We start from the raw sequence: 17,371 nt of genomic DNA, 5'->3' as shown, positions 1-17,371 counted from the left end.
GTCGCCGATGGCGCGAACGAGGGCGGGCGTCACGCGTCGCCCGACGCGGCGCGCCGGGCGACGGCGGCCTCGAGGACGTCGAGGTGGAGGTGGCGCGTGTCGGGGACGACGACGTCGGCGGCGGCGAGCGCCGTGGCGTCGCCGACCCCGACGGCGGGCATGCCGGCACCGCGGATGGCGGCGACGCCCGCCTGGGCGTCCTCGACGCCGACGACGTCCTCGACGTCCAGCGCCAGGGCGTCGGCGGCGGCCTCGAAGATCTCGGGGTCGGGCTTGCCGAAGCGCACGGTGGCGGGGTCGACGACGGCGTCGAAGCGGTCCGCGATCCCGAGGCGCTCGAGGAGGGTGGGGGCGTTGCGGCTGGAGGAGGCGACGGCGAGGCGGACGCCGGCGCCCGCGAGGGCGTCGAGGAGGTCGGCGATGCCGGGGAGCAGGTCGTCGGGCCCGACCGCCTCGAGGCGGCGGACGTAGTCGGCGTTCTTGCGTTCGGCGAGCGCCGCCTTCTCCGCGTCGTCCAGGGTCCGGTCGCCGCGCGCGAGGATCGCGTCGAGCGACGCCATGCGGGGCACGCCGCGCAGCGCCTCGTTGGCGGCGCGGTCGAAGGGGATCCCGAGGGCGTCGGCGAGCGCCTTCCAGGCCTGGTAGTGGTGCTCGGCGCTGTCGGTGAGGACGCCGTCGAGGTCGAAGGCGACGCCGCGCAGTCGCGGGCGGCTGGAGCGCTCGACGACCGCCCCCGCGGGCAGCGCGATCGGTTCGCCGCGGTGGTGGAGGGTCAGGTCGGGGCCGTCCAGGTGGCGGTACGTCGTGGTGGTGCGGCCCAGGCGGACCTCGAGGCGGGTGCCGCGCCAGCGGAGGCGGGCGCGGATCGCCTCCCAGCCGCGGGGGAGGCGGGGGTGGAAGGCGAGGCGGCCGCCGTGGCGGGTCAGGCCGCCGAACCCCTCGAGGGTGGCGCGCCAGGTGCCGGCCATCGCGGCGAGGTGGAGGCCGTCGGCGGTGTTGCCGTGGAGGTCGTCGAGGTCGGTGCGGGCGGTGGCGCGGTAGAGGGCGGCGGCGTCGTCGGGCCGTCCCAACCAGGCGGCGTGGATGGCGTGCGCGAAGGGCGAGAGCGACGAGTCGTGGCTGGTGCGGGGGAGGTAGTACGCCTCGTCGCGTCGGCGTTGCGTGCGGCGCACGCCGCCGAGCTGCAGGTGGGCGAGGAGCACGTCGGCCTGCTTGAGGACCTGGTGGCGGTAGATGTCGAGCGGGTGGTAGTGCAGGAGCAGCGGGTAGCGGTCGGCGGGGACGTCGTCCCACGGCCATTCGGGCCGGTCGAGGAAGTGGGCGTCCTGCGGGGTGACGCCGGTCGTGGCGTCGACGGGGAGGTGCATCGCGTCGGCGGCGGCGCGCCAGGCGGCGGGCTCGTCGTCGGTCAGGGCGAGGCGCGTCGCGAGCGCGTCGAAGCGCGGGGGGTCGGCGTCGGCGAGGCGGTCGACGAGGTCGGCGGCGACGCGCAGCGCGTGCTGCGCCATGCGGTTGGTGTAGTGGTTGTCGTCGACGAGGGCGGCGTACTCGTCGGGGCCGGTGACGGTGAAGAGGTGGAAGCGCCCGTCGCGCCCCCAGTGCCCGAGGGAGAGGTAGGCGCGCGCGACCTCGGTGGCGAGGTCCGCCCCGCCGGCCCAGGGGAGGTCGTCGTCGCCGGTCGCCTCGAGGTACTGGGCGAGGGCGTGCACGACGTCGGCGCCGAGGTGGCGTTGGGCGCTGCCGGCGGGGAAGTAGGCGCTGGCCTCCTCGCCGGCGATGGTGCGCCAGGCGAACAGGGCGCCGCGGTGGTGGAGGGCCTGGGCGCGGGCGCGGGCGGCGTCGAGCATCGCGATGCGGTTCTCGAGCAGGGCGCGGGCGGCGGCGGGGTCGACGTGCTGGAGGACCGGGAGGGCGTACGCCTCGGTGTCCCAGAAGGTGTGGCCCTCGTACCCCTCGCCGGAGAGCGCCTTGGCGGGGAGGTTGGCGCGGCCGTCGCGGGCGGCGCCCTGGCGCATCTGGAACAGGCCGTAGCGCAGCGCCTGGGTGGCGGCAGGGTCGCCCTCGATCTCGACGTCGGCGTCCGCCCAGAAGGCGTCGAGTTCGCGCCGTTGGGCGTCGAGGAGGGCGTCGACGCCGTTTGCGGTCGCGGCGGAGAGCGCCGCGTCGGTGCGCGCCGCGAGGGCGTCGGAGGGGTCGCCGTCGGGGTCGACGTCGCGGGCGTCGACGTAGACGCCGGGGGCGTCCAGCGTGAGGGGGGCGTCGGGCGTCAGGCGGGCGGCGGCGGTCGCGGCGACGCGGAGCGGTTCGGCGTGGTGCGTCCAGGTCGCGTCGGGGGCCCCGCCGGCGTGGAGGGTGGGGGCGAGGGCGACGGCGAGCTCCATGCCGCTGGCGGGGGCGCGCATCTGCAGGGCCAACCGCGGGCCGTCGGCGGTGGGCGTGGCGGCGTGGCGGACCGGTTGGAGGACCTGGCCGCGGAGGGCGTTGCCGACGCGCGGGTCGTCGCCGCCGGCGGCGTTGTGGACGCGTCCGTCGAGGGCGACGGCGAGGGTGACGTCGTGCCCGCGGTCGAGGGCGGCGATCTCGACGCGGAGCGCGAAGCGGTGGCGGTGGACGAGGGAGACGACGCGGGTGGTGCGCACGTCGAGGCGGGCGCCGTCGTCGGTCGTCCAGCGGTAGCGTCGCCGGAGGGTGCCGGCGCGCAGGTCGAGGGTGCGGCCGACGTCGGAGGCGCGCGGGTCGCGGGCGTCCAAGGGGACGCCGTCGACGTGGAGGGCGACGCGGTGGGCGGCGGGGACGACGAGCATCGTTTGGCCGTGGCGCGCGAGGCCGTAGGCGTCCTCGGGGTAGTGCGGGGTCCAGCGTTCGAAGACGCCGTTGAGGAACGTCGCGGCGCGGGCGGGGTCGGGGGCGTCGGGGTCGGCCTCCTCGAGGCCTCCGCGGATGCCGACGTAGCCGTTGGCGACGGTGAAGATCGCGGCGTCGCGGGCGGCGTCCTCGGGGGTGGGGGCGCCCTGCGCGACGCTCCACGCCGCGACGTCGTAGCGGGGGGATGGGGGATCGGGAACGCTGCGCACGGGGACCTCCCGGCGGCCGCGAGCGGGCCGCGCCCGTTCGAGGCTACCGCAGGGCGGCGCGCGCGGCGCCGGCGGGCGTACGGGGCCCGTGGGGTGGGGTCGGGGGGGGCCGCCCCCGCACACGACGTCACATCATTGCAACCGACCTGACGCCGAAGCGGTCGAGACGCGTGCCCGTGGCGACCTCCGCGAGTGCGGTAAGGTAACGCGATGGCCCGGCATGCCGCGGCGCCCCGCGAGGGGTCGCCGCCCGACGACCCCCACCCCGACGCACGGACCCACCGCGCAGGCTCGGTCCGCCTGGCGGGCTACCGGGCGGTCCTGCTCATGGGCATGGTGGTCATGGTCGCCATGCTGGTCGTCAACGCCCTCGCGCCGGCCGGCGAGCAGCGACCGATCCTGTTCCTGTTCCCCAGCCTGACCCTCCTCGTCGTCGTGGCCGGCTGGTGGCGGGCGCGCCGCAGCGACGAGGTGGCGGGCCGCGACGCGGAGGTCCTGGCGGTCGCGACGCTGCCGCTGTACGTCGGGGCGTTGAGCGTCAACGGCGACGTGTCGGTGCCGTTCGTGACCGCCGGCATCGTCATCGCCTACCTGCTGCTCCGGGTGCCGCTCGCGCGGTGGCTGTCCGCCGGCTTCCTGGCGAGCACCCTCGTGGGCCTGCTGGCCTTCGACGCCGAGGCGACGGTGATCCGGACCCCCGTGGTGGCGTTCGGCATCGCCGCGATCCTCGACGTCGTGATGCGCGGGCTCGACGGAATCGCGGCGCGGCTCGCCGACCGCAACCGCCGGCTCGCGGAGGAGAACGTGCGCCTCGACGACGCGGTCCGCGACCGCCACGAGGCGCTGCTGCGCTCGCAGGACGCCCTGACGGTGGCGATGGCCTCGCTCGCCGACCAACGCAGCAGCGAGCTGGGCTCGCACACCGCCCGGACCGGCCGCCTGATGCGGCTGTTGGCGCGCGCGTACGTCGCGCGGACGGCCGCGCCTCCGTCGCACGACGCGGTGACGGAGACGTGGATCGACGACGTCTCGCGCGCCGCGCCGCTGCACGACATCGGCAAGATCGGCGTGCCCGACGCCATCCTGAAGAAGCGCGACACGTTGACCGACGGGGAGTTCGAGGCGATGAAGGCGCACTGCCGCATCGGCCGCGACGTGATCGCCGACGTCCGCGCGCAGGTGGGGCGCGAGATCGGCTTCCTCACCTGCGCCGAGCGCCTCGTCTACGGCCACCACGAGCGCTTCGACGGCGGCGGGTACCCCGAGGGACTCGCGGGCGAGGCGATCCCGGTCGAGGCCCGCCTGATGGCGGTCGTCGACGTCTACGACGCGTTGATCTCGGAGCGGTCGTACAAGCCGGCGATGCCGCACGACGAGGCGGCGACGCGGATCCGGCGTGGCGCCGGAAGCCACTTCGATCCCGAGGTCGTCGAGGCGTTCTTCGACGTCGAGGAGGCGATCGCCGCGACCGCCTGACGGTCATCGGTCCCCCCGGCCCTTGACCGACGCGCGGGCGCCCGGCTACCCTTGCCCTACCCCACCCCCCGGGGGGTCCCCCCAAGGGGATCCGGCCCGGGCCGGCCGCGCGCCGAGGCGCACGGCGAAAGGAGCGCACCGATGATCGACCTCCACGTCGAAGGCATGACCTGCGGACACTGCACCAAGGCCGTCGAGACCGCCCTCGCCGGCGTCGACGGCGTCACCGAGGTCCACGTCGACCTCGAGACCGGCCGCGCCCGCGTCGACGGCGGCGACCTCGCCGCCCTCGTCGCCGCCGTCCAGGAGGAGGGCTACACCGCCCGCCCCGCCACGTGACCCCCCCCGACCTCGCCGACGCGCGCCCCCCCACCGACGCGCCCACCGCACCCGACGGCACCCCCCTCCCCCAGGGCCCCGCCCCCGGCGTCGACCCGTGCCTCCACCTCGACGACGCCACCCGCCGCGACGCCCTGCAGCGCCTCAAGAGCGTCCGCGGGCACCTCGACGGCGTCGTCCGCATGCTCGAGGACGAATCGGTCTACTGCGTCGACGTCCTCAAGCAACTCAAGGCCCTGCAGGGCGGCCTCGCCGCCACCAGCGGCAAGGTCCTGCGCGCCCACGTCCGCGACCACGTCGCCACCGCCGCCCAGCGCGGCGACACCGACGCGATCGTCGACGAACTCCTCGACGCCCTCAAGTACGGAGGCTGACGATGGCCGACGCCCCCCTCCGCCCCGACGCCCCCACCGGCGCCGCCGCCGAACGCCTCACGATCGCCTTCGGCGTCGACGGCATGACCTGCGCCAACTGCTCCTCGCGCGTCGAGCGCACCCTCGGCAAGACCGACGGCGTCGACGACGCCACCGTCAACCTCGCCACCGAACGCGCCGAGGTGTCCTTCGACCCCGCCGTCACCGACCTCGAGAGCGTCCTGCAGCGCGTCCGCGACGCCGGCTACGAACCCCAGGAACGCACCCTCGAGCTCGACGTCACCGGCATGACGTGCGCCAACTGCGTCGCCCGCGTCGAGAAGAGCCTCACGGCGCTCCCCGGCGTCCTCGACGCCGACGCGAACCTCGCCTCCGAACGCGTCACGCTCCGCTGGCTGCCCGACGCCAGCGGCTACGCCGACGTCGTCGGCGCCCTCCGCGACGCCGGCTACGACGTCGCGGAGAACGCCGAAGGGCGCGACGCCGACACCGCCCGCCGCGAACGGCACGACGCCGAGGACGCCGCCCTGAAGCGCGACGTCACCCTCGCCGCCGCCCTCACGATCCCGCTCATGCTCGTCTCGATGGGCCCGATGATGATCCCCGGCGCCGAAGCGGCGCTCATGGAGCGCGTCGGCCGCCTCCCGATGTGGCTGCTGCAACTCGCGCTCACCGCGCCGGTCCTGTTCGGCCCCGGACGCCGCTTCTACCGCCCCGGCTGGGCGGCGTTGCGGCACGGCAGCCCCGACATGAACAGCCTCGTCATGATCGGCGCGTCCGCCGCCTTCGGCTACAGCCTCGTCGCGACGTTCCTGCCCGGCATCCTCCCCGAGGGCACCGTCCACGTCTACTACGAGGCGTCCGCCGCCATCGTGACGCTGATCCTCCTCGGGCGCTGGCTCGAGCACCGCAGCAAGGGCCGCGCCAGCGACGCCATCCGCAGCCTCCTCGACCTGCGCCCCGACACCGCCCGCAGGGTCGACGGCGACGGCGAGACCGAGGTGCCCCTCGCCGACGTCGTGCCCGGCGACGTCGTCGCCGTCCGCCCCGGCGAACGCATCCCCGTCGACGGCACCGTCGAGCGCGGCGAAAGCTGGGTCGACGCCTCGATGCTCACCGGCGAACCCGAGCCCCTCGCCGTCCAACCGGGCGACACCGTCACCGGCGGGACGGTCAACACGCGCGGCGCGCTGCGCGTCCGCGCCGACGCGGTCGGCGCCGACACCGCCCTCGCCCGCATCGTCGCCATGGTCGAGGCCGCCCAAGCCGGCAAGCCCCCCATCCAGGCGCTCGCCGACCGCATCGTCGCGGTCTTCGTCCCCATCGTCCTGGCGATCGCTGCGACGACCTTCGTCGTCTGGATGCTCGTGGGGCCCGAACCCCGCCTCACCTACGCCCTCGTCGCCACCACCGCCGTCCTGCTGATCGCCTGCCCCTGCGCCATGGGCCTCGCGACCCCCATCAGCATCATGGTCGGCAGCGGCCGCGGCGCGGAACTCGGCGTGCTCTACCGCAAGGGCGAAGCGATCCAGTCGCTCACGCGCAGCGACGTGGTCGCCCTCGACAAGACCGGCACCCTCACCGAGGGCCGCCCCGCCCTCGGCGCGCTCGAGACCGTCGGGCCGTGGGAGCCGGACGCGCTCCTCCCCCTCGTCGCCGCCGCCGAAGCGAACAGCGAACACCCGATCGCCGACGCCGTCCGCCGCGGCGCTGCGGAGGACCACGAACGCCTCCCGACCGCCACCGCCTTCGAAGCGATCCCGGGGCGCGGCGTCGTCGCCACCGTGGGCGGACGCGAGGTCGCCGTCGGCAACGCCCGTCTGCTGCGCGAACGCGGCGTCGACGTGGAGCCGCTGACCGCGCGGGCCGACGCCCTCGCGGGCGAGGGCCGCACCCCGCTCCTCGTCGCCGTCGACGGCGCCCTCGCCGGGCTCGCGTCGGTCGCCGACCCCCTCAAGCCGGGGAGCCGCGAGGCGGTCGCCGCCCTCCACGCCCGCGGCCTGCGCGTCGCCATGATCAGCGGCGACGACGAACGCACCGCCCGCGCCATCGCCGCCGACCTCGGCATCGACGAGGTCCACGCCGGCGTCCTCCCCGACGGCAAGGTCGAGGTGATCGAAGCGATGCAGGCCGACGGGCGCCGCGTCGCCTTCGTCGGCGACGGCGTCAACGACGCCCCGGCGCTCGCCACCGCCGACGTCGGCGTCGCCATCGGTACCGGCACCGACGTCGCCATCGAGGCCGGCGACGTCGTCCTGATGTCCGGCGACGTGCGCGGCGTCGTCAACGCCTTCGAGATCTCGAAACGCACCCTGAACAACGTCAAGCAGAACCTGTTCTGGGCGTTCGCCTACAACGTCCTGCTCATCCCCGTCGCGGCCGGCGTCGCCTACCCCGCGCTCGGGGTGCTGCTCTCGCCCATCCTCGCCGCGGCCGCCATGGGCCTCTCCGACGTCTTCGTCGTCGGCAACGCCCTGCGCCTCCGGCGCGCCCCCGCCGCCACCCTCGAGACCGACGCCGGCGGCGCCGCACCCGCCCGCCCGAGCGGCGCCACCCCCGCCCCCGCCTGAACCGAACGCCGCCGCCGCACGACCGCGCCCCCGGACGATCCCGTCCGGGGGCGCGGTGGTCCGTGCACGGCGGCGACCCTCAGCTCTGCAGCGAGTCCGACGCGTCGGTCCCCGCCGCCTCGTAGGCGGACACGAGCTCGCCGAACACGTCCCCCAACTCGAAGGCGGTGTCCTCCTCGAGGGTCCACCCGTCCTGCATCGTGTCGAACAGCTGCAGCGCCTCGAACCGCACCCGGTCGACGTCGAACGCGTCGTCCTCCGGCACGAAGCAGGCGTCCTCGGCGACGGCGACCATGCAGAGCACCGTCTCCTCGCTGATCCAGGCGTGCAGCAGCGTCCACGAGGCGCCCTCGTAGCGCGCATCCAACAGGGCTTGAGCGGGTTCGGGTACGTCCATGGCGGCCTCCTCGCGCGCAGCCTACCGGCTCGACGGGGGAGGGACGTCCACCGACGCCGCGGCGTCCTCGATCCACGCCCGCAGGCGCCGGTGGTTCCGCGTCGCGCTCGCGAGCGGCGTCCCCAGGCCCGGCAGCACGTCCTGCTCCACCGTCAACCAGTCGTCGTACCCCCGCGCATGCAGCCACGCCACCACCGCCGGAAGGTCGATCGACCCCTCCCCCAGCTCCGCGTACAGGCCCCCCGCCACCGCAGCCTCGTACGACATGCCCTCCCGACGCGCGCGGGCCGCGACCGACTGCGAGCAGTCCTTGACGTGGATCGTCGCGATGCGGTCCCAGAAGCGCTCGAGGCCCTCGAAGACCCGGCGGCCGTCCGGATCGTCGCGCCCGGTGCCGTACACGTAGTGCGCGGTGTCGAAGACCAAGCCCACCTTCGCGGGATCGCTGGCCGCGAGCACCGCCGCCGTCTCCTCGGGCAACTCGATCCGACTCGCGACGTGCGGGTGCAGCGCCACCCGCAACCCCGTCGCCTCGAACGTCGCGTCGGCGATCGCCTCGAGGCGCGCACCGAACCGCGCCAGGGTCCGCTCCGGCGTCGCCTCCGCCGGCGTCAGCCGGCCCGCCCGCGCGAGCCGCTGCGGATCGAGACCGTCCCGATCGGCGATCACCACGATCGGCCGGCGAGGCCCCCGCTCGGCGGCGGCCAACAGCCGCGCGACGCGCAGCACCGCGTCGCGCGCGTCCGCGTCGAAGCGCGTCGCCGCGAGGTCGAGGGGCACGTAGCCCCCCAAGAGGGTCAATCCCCGGCCCTGCAGGGCGGCGCGCAACGCGTCGGGATCGGACGGAAGGAACCCCGGATCGCCCAACTCCGTCCCGCGGTACCCGCTCTCGACCAGCTCGTCCAACATCCGCAGGCCGGACACGCTCACCCCCTCGCGACCCACGACCCCCCACGAGCACGGGGCGTTGGCGATGCGATCGGGGCTGAGGGGCACGGCGGACCTCCTGGACGCGCGTCCACGATACCCGGAGCCCCTCCGACGGCGCCGCGTTGCGACCCTGGCAACGCCACACGCCCCTGACGCCCGCGTGCCAGCATGCCCGCCATGCCCGACGCCACCCCCACCCGCACGGTGCACGTCGTGCCCCACACGCACTGGGATCGCGAGTGGTACCGCCCCTTCGAGGCGTTCCAGCTCCGCCTGGGGGACGTCACCGAAGCGATCCTCGACCTCCTCGACGACGACGCGGGCCGCTACCCGTCGTTCACCCTCGACGGCCAATCGGTCGTGCTCGACGACGTCCTCGCCGTCCGCCCCGACCTCCGCGAACGCCTCGAGCGCCACGTCCGCGCCGGCCGCCTCCACGTCGGCCCCTGGTACGTCCTCGCCGACGAGTTCCTCGTGAGCCCCGAAGCGCTCGTCGCGAACCTGGCGTGGGGCGTGCGCACCGCCCGCACCTTCGGGGCCGCCCTCCCGGTGGCGTACACGCCCGACGCGTTCGGGCACGTCGCGCACCTCCCGACGCTCGTGCGCGGCTTCGGTCTCGACGCCGTCGCCCTGCAACGCGGGTTCGGCGACGAAGCGGAGGCGCTCGGCAGCGAATTCACCTGGCGCAGTCCGGACGGTACGCACGAGGTCCTCGCCCTCCACCTCGTCGGGACCTACTCGTCGGTCGCCGCGGTCGGGCACGGCGACGTCGGCTACCGCGACCCCCTCGACCTCGACCGGGCGCGACGCCACGTCCGCGCCGTCCTGTTCGGCGAAGGCACCAGCGACGTCCCGGACGCCTGGCTCCGCAGCGCCATCGAGCGCCTCGACGGCGGCCTCGACGCGCACGCCAACGGCCCCCACCTGCTCCTCCTCAACGGCACCGACCACCTCTTCCCCCAAGCGACGCTTCCCGACGTCCTCGACGACCTGCGGGCGCACCACCCCGAGCTCGACGTCGTGCACGACGACCTCGAGACGTACGCAGCCGCGGTCCGACGCGACCACGACGTCTCGGCGGTCCACCAGGGCGAACTGCGTTGGGGGCGCTACCACCACGTCCTCTCCGGCGTCTGGTCGACGCGCATGCCGCTCAAGCAGCGCAACCACGCCGTCGAAACCCACCTCGAACGCTACGCCGGCCCCCTCCTCGCGCGCTCGCGCGCCGCGGGCGGACCCGACGACGACGTCGCGCTCCGCGAGGCCTGGCGCACCCTCCTGCTCAACCACCCCCACGACTCCATCTGCGGCTGTTCCGTCGACGGCGTGGCGGACGCCATGCACGCCCGCTTCGACGCGGCGGAACGGCTCGCCGACGCCGTCGTCGAGCGGGCCGTCGCCCACCTGACCCCCGAACGCGACGCCCGACGCTGGGCGGTGTTCGCGCCCAGCCCGACGTCCGGATGGGGCACCGTCGAGGTGACCCTCGACGTGGCGGCCGGTCGCGCCGACCGGGTTACGCCCCGAGACGGGGCGGGACGCCCGCTCCCGCACCAACGCCACGCCGCCCCCGGCACCGCCCCCGGCCGCCGCGACGACGCGGTCGAGCACGTCACGATGCGCGTCGCGACGCCGCTCACGCCCCTCGGCCTCGCACCGATCGACGTGCGAGACGATCCGGCCCCCGAGCGCCCGCCGGACGCCCCCGACACGGTGACGGGCGGGCCGGGCGACCCCGACGACGCCGGTACCCTCACGCTGCGAAACGGGGCCCTGACGCTGCACGTCCGCGCCGAAGGCGAACTCCACCTCCGCGATCACGCCACCGGCGCCGCCTACGCCCTCCGGCTCCGCCTCGAGGACGTCGCCGACGCCGGCGACACGTACGACGCCTCCCCGGTCCCTGGGGACGCCCCGCGCATCGCCGCCGTCGTCGGCGAGCCCGAGCTCCTCGAGCGGGGGCCGCTCCGCGCGAGCGTCGTCCTCCGGCACGCCCTCGCGCTGCCCGCGCGCCTCGCCGACGACCGCCGCACCCCCGTGGGGACCGCCACCCTGCACGCCCACACGACGCTGCACCTCGATGCCTTCGAGGACGCCGTTCACGTCGACGTCGCGCTCGACAATCCCGCCGACGACCACCGCCTCCGCCTCCACCTCGAGACCGACCTCGCGAGCGACACGGTGCTCCGCGACGGCCACTGGGCGGTCCTCCGTCGCCCCCTCGACCCCCCGGAGGCGACCGGCTGGTACCAGCGCCCGACCCGCACGCACCCCGTCCGCCGCTTCGCCGCGCTCGACGACGCCCCGCGCGGGCTCGCCCTCCTCGTGCGCGGCCTGCCCGAGGTCGAAGCGATCCGTCACGACGACGGGACGACGCTCGCCGTGACCCTGCTGCGGGCCGTCGGTTGGTTGTCGCGCGACGACCTCGAGACCCGGCCCGAGGGCGCCGGCCCCGCCCTCGCGACCCCCGGAGCGCAGGAGCGGGGCCCGTTCACCGCGCACCTCGCGATCGCACCGTTCGAGGCCGGCGACGCCGCCCGCCTCACGCGCGTCGCCGACCGCTTCGTCGCACCCCCCGTCGCCCTCCCGGTCCCCCCCACGGACGCCGCGCCGGCCGCCCCCCACGGCCCCCGTTCGGGCGCCGGCGCGGGGCACGACCCGGCGGCCGGCTGGACCCTCGATCCGCCGCTGACCCTCTCGACGCTCACGCACGCGGCCCCCGACGGCCCGCTCGGGGCGAGCCGCTCGACGTACGTCGTTCGCCTCTACAACGCCGCCGAAACCCCGGCCGAGGGCGCGCTTCGCGCCCCCGCCCCCATCCGCCGGTGTCGCCGCGTGCGCCTCGACGAGACCCCGCTCGACGACGTCCCGATCCACGGCGACCAGGTGTCGCTGGTCCTCCCCGCCGCAGGCGTCGTGACCCTCGCCGTCGACCTCGAAGGACCCCCATGAGCGGGGCGCGCCCCCCCACCGACGCCCCCCTCCGCGTCGCCCTCGTCGGCGCCGGCTTCATGGGCGCCTTCCACGCCGACACCCTCGCGCGCCTCCCCGGAGCGTCGCTCACCGTCGTCGTCGACGCCTCCCTCGACGCCGCGACGCGCGCCGCCGCCCCCGTCCCGGGGGCGCGCGCCGGCACGGCGCTCGACGACGCCTTCGGCGACGACGTCGACGCCGTCGTGCTGGCCACCCCCGCCGCGACGCACCCCGCCCTGATCGAGCGCGCCGCGACGGCGGGGCAGGCGATCTTCTGCGAGAAACCGCTCGCGACCGACCTCGCCGACGCCGAGCGGGCGCGCGACGCGGTCCATGCGGCGGGCGTCCCCTTCCAGATCGGCTTCCAGCGGCGGTACGACCGCGGCATCGCCCGCCTGCTGAGCGCCGCGCGCGACGGGTCGCTCGGGACGCTGGAGACGTTCCGCTCCACCACGTTCGATCCCTACGGCCCCGACTACGCCACGATGGCGTCGGCGGCCGGCATCTTCCACGACACCCTCAGTCACGACGTCGACCTGGCCCTCGCGACGTTCGGACCGGTCGCGGAGGTGTTCACGCGGGCCGCCAGCGTCCTCGATCCGCGCTTCGAGGACCTCGGAAAACCGGACACGATCAGTCTCTCGCTCCGCTTCGCCAACGGCGCGCTCGGCACGATCGACGACCGCTTGCGCAGCGGGTACGGCTACGAAACCAGCCTCGAGGTGGCCGGGAGTCGCGGGAAGGGCGTCGTGCGCGACGACCGCCTCGACGGCTTCGTGCTGCATCACGAGGGCCGCACGGAGACCGACTTCGTCCCGTGGTTCCTGGAGCGCTTCGAAACGGCGTACCGCGCGGAACTCGAGGCGTTCGTCGGGGCGGTCCGCGACGGACGGCCCCCCGATCCGGGGATCGACCACGCCCTCGCCGTCCTGCGCGTCTGCCTCGCCGCCGAACGCGCCTACCTCGAGGACCGCCGCGTCCGCGTCGACCCCGGTCCCGACGACGGGAGGCCCACGTGAACGCCCCCCTCGCGCACGCCTTCGCGCACCGCGACGACGAGCACGACCGCCCCCTGCTCGACGCCCTCGAGCTGGGCGTCCGGCACGTCGAGCTCGACGTCTGGTACCTGGCCGGGCGGCTCCTCGTCGCGCACGATCCCCAGGACCTCCGCCCGGGCCGGACCCTGGACCGCCTCTACCTGACGCCGCTCGTGCAGGCCTACCGCGACGCGCGTCTCGCCGCGGACGACCCGACGTGGATCTACGTCGACGTCAAGACCCGCGCGGCGCCCGCCCACCGCGCCGTCGAGCGGCTCGCCGCCCGGCACGCCGCGTGGGTCGCCCGCCCCGGCGACGACGCGCGCCCCATCCACCTGATCCTGACCGGGCGTCGCCCGCCGTACGCCACCCTCCACGGGTCGGGCGGCGTTTGCCGCTACGACGGGCGCCTCGCGGACCTCGAGGCCCCCCGGTCGGTCGCGACGATGCCGACCGTCTCGGCCGACTGGACCCGGTTCACGACGTGGCGGGGTGACGGTCCGATGCCGAGCGAGGACCTGGCGCGCCTGCGGGCCGCCGTCCGCGCCGCACGCGACGAGGGCCAACGCCTCCGCTTCTGGGCGACCCCCGACCGTCCCGGACCGGCCCGCGACGCGGTCTGGCGCACCCTTCTCGACGAGGGCGTCGACCTCCTCAACAGCGACGACCTGGAGGGCCTCGCCCGGTTCCTCCGCGACCGTCAGGCGCCGACGAGCTCCAGATCCTCGGCGTGATGGCAGGCGACGCGGCCGTCCCCGACCTCGCGTAGCGACGGCCGCTCGGACCGACAGACGTCGGTGGCGTACCGACACCGCGCCGCGAAGGCGCAGCCCGCCGGCCGGTGGGCGGGGTCGGGCACCCCGCCGCGCAACGGCGGAAGGGCGTCGCGATCGGCGCCGGGCGACGGGACCGGCACCGCGGCGAGCAACGCTTCGGTGTAGGGGTGCTTCGGCGCGCGGTAGAGGGTCACGCTGTCGGCCTCCTCGACGATCTCGCCGGCGTACAGGACCACGACGCGGTCGCACGACGAGGACACGACCGAGAGGTCGTGCGACACGAACAGCATCGTGAGGCCGCGCTCCGCGACGAGCCGCTCGAGCAGGTCGAGGACCTGCGCCTGGACCGAGACGTCCAACGCCGACACCGGTTCGTCGGCGATCACCACGCTCGGGTCGGTCGCGAGGGCACGCGCGATCCCGATGCGTTGGCGTTGCCCACCGCTAAAGGCGTGCACGTAGCGCGTCGCGACGTCGGGCGACAGGCCGACCGTCTCGAGGAGCGCCTCGACGCGTGCGTCGCGCTCCCGGCGCGACAGGTCGGTGAGGAGGTCGATCGGCTCCCCGATCACCTCGCGCACGGGGAGGCGGGGGTCCAGCGAGCCGTAGGGGTCCTGGAACACCATGCGGACCGAGCGATGCAGCTCGCGCACCGCCGCCCGGTCGGCCCGGGCGACGTCGAGCGGGGGGGCGCCCTCGCGATGGAGCGTGATCGTCCCCCGGGTCGGGGCGTGCAGCCTCACGAGGGCGTGCGCGAACGAGGTCTTGCCGCTCCCCGACTCGCCGACGAGGCCGACCGTCTCCCCGACCCGAAGCCGAAGCGACACGCCGTCGACCGCCCGCACCGTGCCGACGCGGCGGCGCAGCCACCCGCCGACCACCGGATAGTGGACGTCGACGTCGCGCGCCTCCATGGCGACCGGGGCGTCGGGACGCACCGGCGTTCGTTCCGGCCGGGCGGGAGGGGGCGCGAGCCCATCGGGGGGGCCCGCTCCGTCGTTCGGTGCGGCCGGCGGGACCGCGTCCAGGCTCTCGTCGTACAGGTGGCAGGCGACCGCGTGGTCCGACCCGAGCCCCCGGGGTTCGGGGCGCTCGACGTCGCACCGGCCGGGGATCGCGTGCGCGCACCGCGCGGCGAAGGCGCAGCCCTCGATGCGCGTCGCGGCACTGGGCACGCTTCCCGGGATCGCTCGGCGCGGGTGGCGACGCTCCGGATCGATGCGCGGCACCGACGCCAGCAGGCCCTGCGTGTACGGGTGGCGGGGCGCGGCGAAGAGGGCGTCCACCGGTCCCGACTCCACGACGCGCCCGAGGTACATCACCGCGACCTCGTCCGCCATCTCCGCGACGACCCCGAGATCGTGCGTGATCAGGATCAACGCCATGTCGTTCTCCGCCTGCAGGTCGCGAAGCAGGTCGAGGATGGTCGCCTGCGTCGTGACGTCGAGGGCGGTGGTCGGCTCGTCGGCGATCAACACCTTCGGATCGCAGGCCAGCGCCATGGCGATCATCGCGCGTTGCCGCATGCCCCCCGACAGCTCGAACGTGTACGCCTTCATGCGCGCCTCGGGGTCGGGCATGCGGACCCGCTCGAGCAGCGTGACGGCGCGATCGTGCGCCTCGCGCGCCGTCACGTCGCGGTGGACGCGGATCGCTTCGACGATCTGCTGCCCGATCGTGTGGACCGGCGACAGCGCCGACATCGGTTCCTGGAAGATCATCGCGACGTCGTCGCCGCGCACCGCCCGGATCTCCGGCCCGTACGGCTCGAGGCGGGCGAGGTCGACGGGCCCACGGGCGCCGTCCAGCAGGATGCGGCCCCCCTCGATCCGGCCGGGGCTCTGCACGAGCTGCAGGATCGAGCGGGCCGCGACCGACTTGCCGCACCCCGACTCGCCGACGATCCCGAGCGTCGAGCCACGCGCCACCTGGAACGACGCGCCCCGGACCGCCTCGACCACGCCCTCGTCGGTGTGGAAGACGGTCCGGAGGTCCTCGACCCGGAGGAGCGGTTCGGGGCGCGCCCCGCCCGCCTCCGTCGTGCGGACGGCGTCAGCGTCGACCATGAACCGGGTTGCTGATGGCCCAGGCGCCGTCGTCGTCCCAGACCTCCAGGGTGAGCCAACGGACGTCCGCCGGGTCGAGGACGCGGCGCGCTTCGCCCGCGGCGCCTCGGCCCGCCGGTTCGCGCACGCCGTCGCGCACCCACGTGACCTCGGCGCCGTCGGGCACGTCCGACCAACGGGCCGTGAGCTCGACCTCGCCCGCGTCGTCGAGGGCGTCGCCCATGCGGTACGTCCGGCCCGCGACGGCGTCCTCCGCGGTGAGGTCCAACGTCGGACCGGCCGTGACGTAACTGTGCCCCCGCGCCAACGCCGCGAGGATCGCGTCGCGGTGGAAGGCGTCGGCGTACACGGCGTTCGCCGCCACGCGGTGGCGTCGCGCGGCCTCGTGGTGGTGCGCCATGCCGTGGTGGTCGCTGCCGCTCGTGGCGACGATCCGGTGGCCCGCGTCCAGCCACGAGCGCCAGAGGGCGATCCCCTGGCGGGTCTCCTCGTCCCAGATCCCGTTCCAGATCTCGACGGCGTCGGCGTTGCCGGGCATCATGTCGCGGTGTTCCCACCGGCACCCGCAGCACCAGGGGTCGCCGGGGTTCATCGGGTGGCAGATGACCGCCATCCCACCGGCGGCGTGGATCGCGTCGGTGATCTCGGAGACGGGGATGGGGGTCCCGTCGGGGCGGCGCCACTCGATGCGTTCGTACACCCCGAGCGCCAGCATGTGCCCGCGGAACGTCGACATCTCGCTTCCACCGAGCGTGAGCATCCCGTCGCGGGCGAGATGGAGGTGTTCCGGGAGGCCGGTCACGGTGTTGTGGTCGGTGAGGGTGCAGAAGTCGAGCCCGCGCTCGGCCATGTCGTCGATCAGGGCGGGGCTGTCCCAGCGTCCGTCGCTGTGCCACGTGTGGGCGTGCAGGTCCCCGCGGTACCAGCCGGGACCGCGGTCCGTAGGGTCGGTCGGGGCCGGCGGCGCGGGGAGGGCGGGGACGTCGGCCTCGCTGCGGAACGTCACGTCGATCTCGAACGTCGCGATGACGTCGACGATGCGGTAGGTGGAGAGGAACAACCGCCACGGTCCGGGCTCGACGTGGCTGGGGGGCGTCCCGGGGCTCGGGTCGGGCCCGATGTCGGTCCCGCCGTCGAACCGGTCGCTGGGGCGGTTGATCTCCGCGACCCACCCGTGGGGCCCGTAGACGGACATGCTGATCTGTTGCGGCAGCGTCGCGCCCTCGGTCTGGACGGGGTCGTAGCGCAGCGCGACGTTGACGTGCGTCGTCCCCTCGGGCACCTCGAACGGGTAGACGCGCGTGACGCGCTCGTCGGTGCGGGTGAGGGTGCCTTCGAACCGGTAGGCCATGGCGGGTT

Annotated in this window: 12 protein-coding genes; 7 read left to right on the top strand and 5 right to left on the bottom strand. The window is 75.3% G+C overall.

From position 1 onward, the window contains the following. Positions 1-29: 29 nt before the first annotated feature. Positions 30-3,074, bottom strand: a complete 3,045-nt coding sequence (gene pgmB, locus RI554_00320) for a beta-phosphoglucomutase (protein MDR9390453.1) — start codon at positions 3,072-3,074, stop codon at positions 30-32. A gap of 210 nt (positions 3,075-3,284) precedes the next feature. Here pgmB and RI554_00315 point away from each other — a divergent pair, with 210 nt between their 5' ends. The 4 genes from RI554_00315 to RI554_00300 all read left to right on the top strand — a co-directional run bounded on the left by RI554_00315 (position 3,285) and on the right by RI554_00300 (position 7,833). Beyond that, positions 3,285-4,550: an HD domain-containing phosphohydrolase gene (locus tag RI554_00315; GenBank protein ID MDR9390452.1), complete on the top strand. Its 1,266-nt coding sequence runs from the start codon at positions 3,285-3,287 to the stop codon at positions 4,548-4,550. Between the two features lie 141 nt (positions 4,551-4,691). Then, positions 4,692-4,889, top strand: a complete 198-nt coding sequence (locus RI554_00310; GenBank protein ID MDR9390451.1) for a heavy-metal-associated domain-containing protein — start codon at positions 4,692-4,694, stop codon at positions 4,887-4,889. After that, positions 4,886-5,263: a metal-sensitive transcriptional regulator gene (locus tag RI554_00305; protein ID MDR9390450.1), complete on the top strand. Its 378-nt coding sequence runs from the start codon at positions 4,886-4,888 to the stop codon at positions 5,261-5,263. Before RI554_00310 ends, RI554_00305 begins: the two co-directional genes overlap by 4 nt. A 2-nt stretch (positions 5,264-5,265) precedes the next feature. Next, a complete protein-coding gene (locus RI554_00300) occupies positions 5,266-7,833 on the top strand; it encodes a heavy metal translocating P-type ATPase (protein ID MDR9390449.1) in 2,568 nt (855 codons plus the stop codon). Between the two features lie 79 nt (positions 7,834-7,912). On the opposite strand, the gene RI554_00295 is transcribed toward RI554_00300, so the two are convergent. Together RI554_00295 and RI554_00290 are read right to left on the bottom strand one after the other, a co-directional pair. Next, on the bottom strand, positions 7,913-8,230 hold the full coding sequence (locus RI554_00295; protein ID MDR9390448.1) for a hypothetical protein: 318 nt from the start codon (positions 8,228-8,230) through the stop codon (positions 7,913-7,915). A 21-nt stretch (positions 8,231-8,251) separates the two neighbouring features. Next, entirely contained in the window at positions 8,252-9,226 is a 975-nt protein-coding gene (locus RI554_00290; protein ID MDR9390447.1) for a sugar phosphate isomerase/epimerase, read from the bottom strand. Between the two features lie 111 nt (positions 9,227-9,337). On the opposite strand from RI554_00290, the gene RI554_00285 reads away from it, so the two are divergent. The 3 genes from RI554_00285 to RI554_00275 are packed head-to-tail and all read left to right on the top strand — an operon-like array spanning position 9,338 to position 13,904. Beyond that, positions 9,338-12,112, top strand: coding sequence for a glycoside hydrolase family 38 C-terminal domain-containing protein (locus RI554_00285; GenBank protein MDR9390446.1), 2,775 nt, complete (start codon positions 9,338-9,340; stop codon positions 12,110-12,112). Next, entirely contained in the window at positions 12,109-13,152 is a 1,044-nt protein-coding gene (locus tag RI554_00280; protein MDR9390445.1) for a Gfo/Idh/MocA family oxidoreductase, read from the top strand. Before RI554_00285 ends, RI554_00280 begins: the two co-directional genes overlap by 4 nt. Then, positions 13,149-13,904, top strand: a complete 756-nt coding sequence (locus RI554_00275; protein ID MDR9390444.1) for a hypothetical protein — start codon at positions 13,149-13,151, stop codon at positions 13,902-13,904. Before RI554_00280 ends, RI554_00275 begins: the two co-directional genes overlap by 4 nt. Here RI554_00275 and RI554_00270 read toward each other — a convergent pair. After that, positions 13,871-16,012, bottom strand: coding sequence for an ABC transporter ATP-binding protein (locus RI554_00270; protein ID MDR9390443.1), 2,142 nt, complete (start codon positions 16,010-16,012; stop codon positions 13,871-13,873). The two genes, RI554_00275 and RI554_00270, sit on opposite strands and share 34 nt — an antisense overlap. Then, positions 15,999-17,363 carry a CehA/McbA family metallohydrolase gene (locus RI554_00265; protein MDR9390442.1) on the bottom strand — a complete coding sequence of 455 codons (1,365 nt, stop codon included), beginning with the start codon at positions 17,361-17,363 and terminating at the stop codon, positions 15,999-16,001. Before RI554_00265 ends, RI554_00270 begins: the two co-directional genes overlap by 14 nt. Positions 17,364-17,371 lie beyond the last annotated feature (8 nt).

Source organism: Trueperaceae bacterium, from assembly GCA_031581195.1.
Classification (GTDB): domain Bacteria; phylum Deinococcota; class Deinococci; order Deinococcales; family Trueperaceae; genus SLSQ01.
The sequence above is the reverse complement of the archived record's forward strand: the minus strand, read 5'-3'. Positions and strand labels throughout refer to the sequence as shown.

What these genes read in the sequence shown, in the direction of transcription:
- RI554_00315 (MDR9390452.1), top strand. Translation starts at nt 3,285, where the DNA reads ATGGCCCGGCATGCCGCGGCGCCCCGCGAGGGGTCGCCGCCCGACGAC.
- RI554_00310 (MDR9390451.1), top strand. Translation starts at nt 4,692, where the DNA reads ATGATCGACCTCCACGTCGAAGGCATGACCTGCGGACACTGCACCAAG.
- RI554_00300 (MDR9390449.1), top strand. Translation starts at nt 5,266, where the DNA reads ATGGCCGACGCCCCCCTCCGCCCCGACGCCCCCACCGGCGCCGCCGCC.
- RI554_00295 (MDR9390448.1), bottom strand. Translation starts at nt 8,230, where the DNA reads ATGGACGTACCCGAACCCGCTCAAGCCCTGTTGGATGCGCGCTACGAG.
- RI554_00285 (MDR9390446.1), top strand. Translation starts at nt 9,338, where the DNA reads ATGCCCGACGCCACCCCCACCCGCACGGTGCACGTCGTGCCCCACACG.
- RI554_00280 (MDR9390445.1), top strand. Translation starts at nt 12,109, where the DNA reads ATGAGCGGGGCGCGCCCCCCCACCGACGCCCCCCTCCGCGTCGCCCTC.
- RI554_00270 (MDR9390443.1), bottom strand. Translation starts at nt 16,012, where the DNA reads ATGGTCGACGCTGACGCCGTCCGCACGACGGAGGCGGGCGGGGCGCGC.
- RI554_00265 (MDR9390442.1), bottom strand. Translation starts at nt 17,363, where the DNA reads ATGGCCTACCGGTTCGAAGGCACCCTCACCCGCACCGACGAGCGCGTC.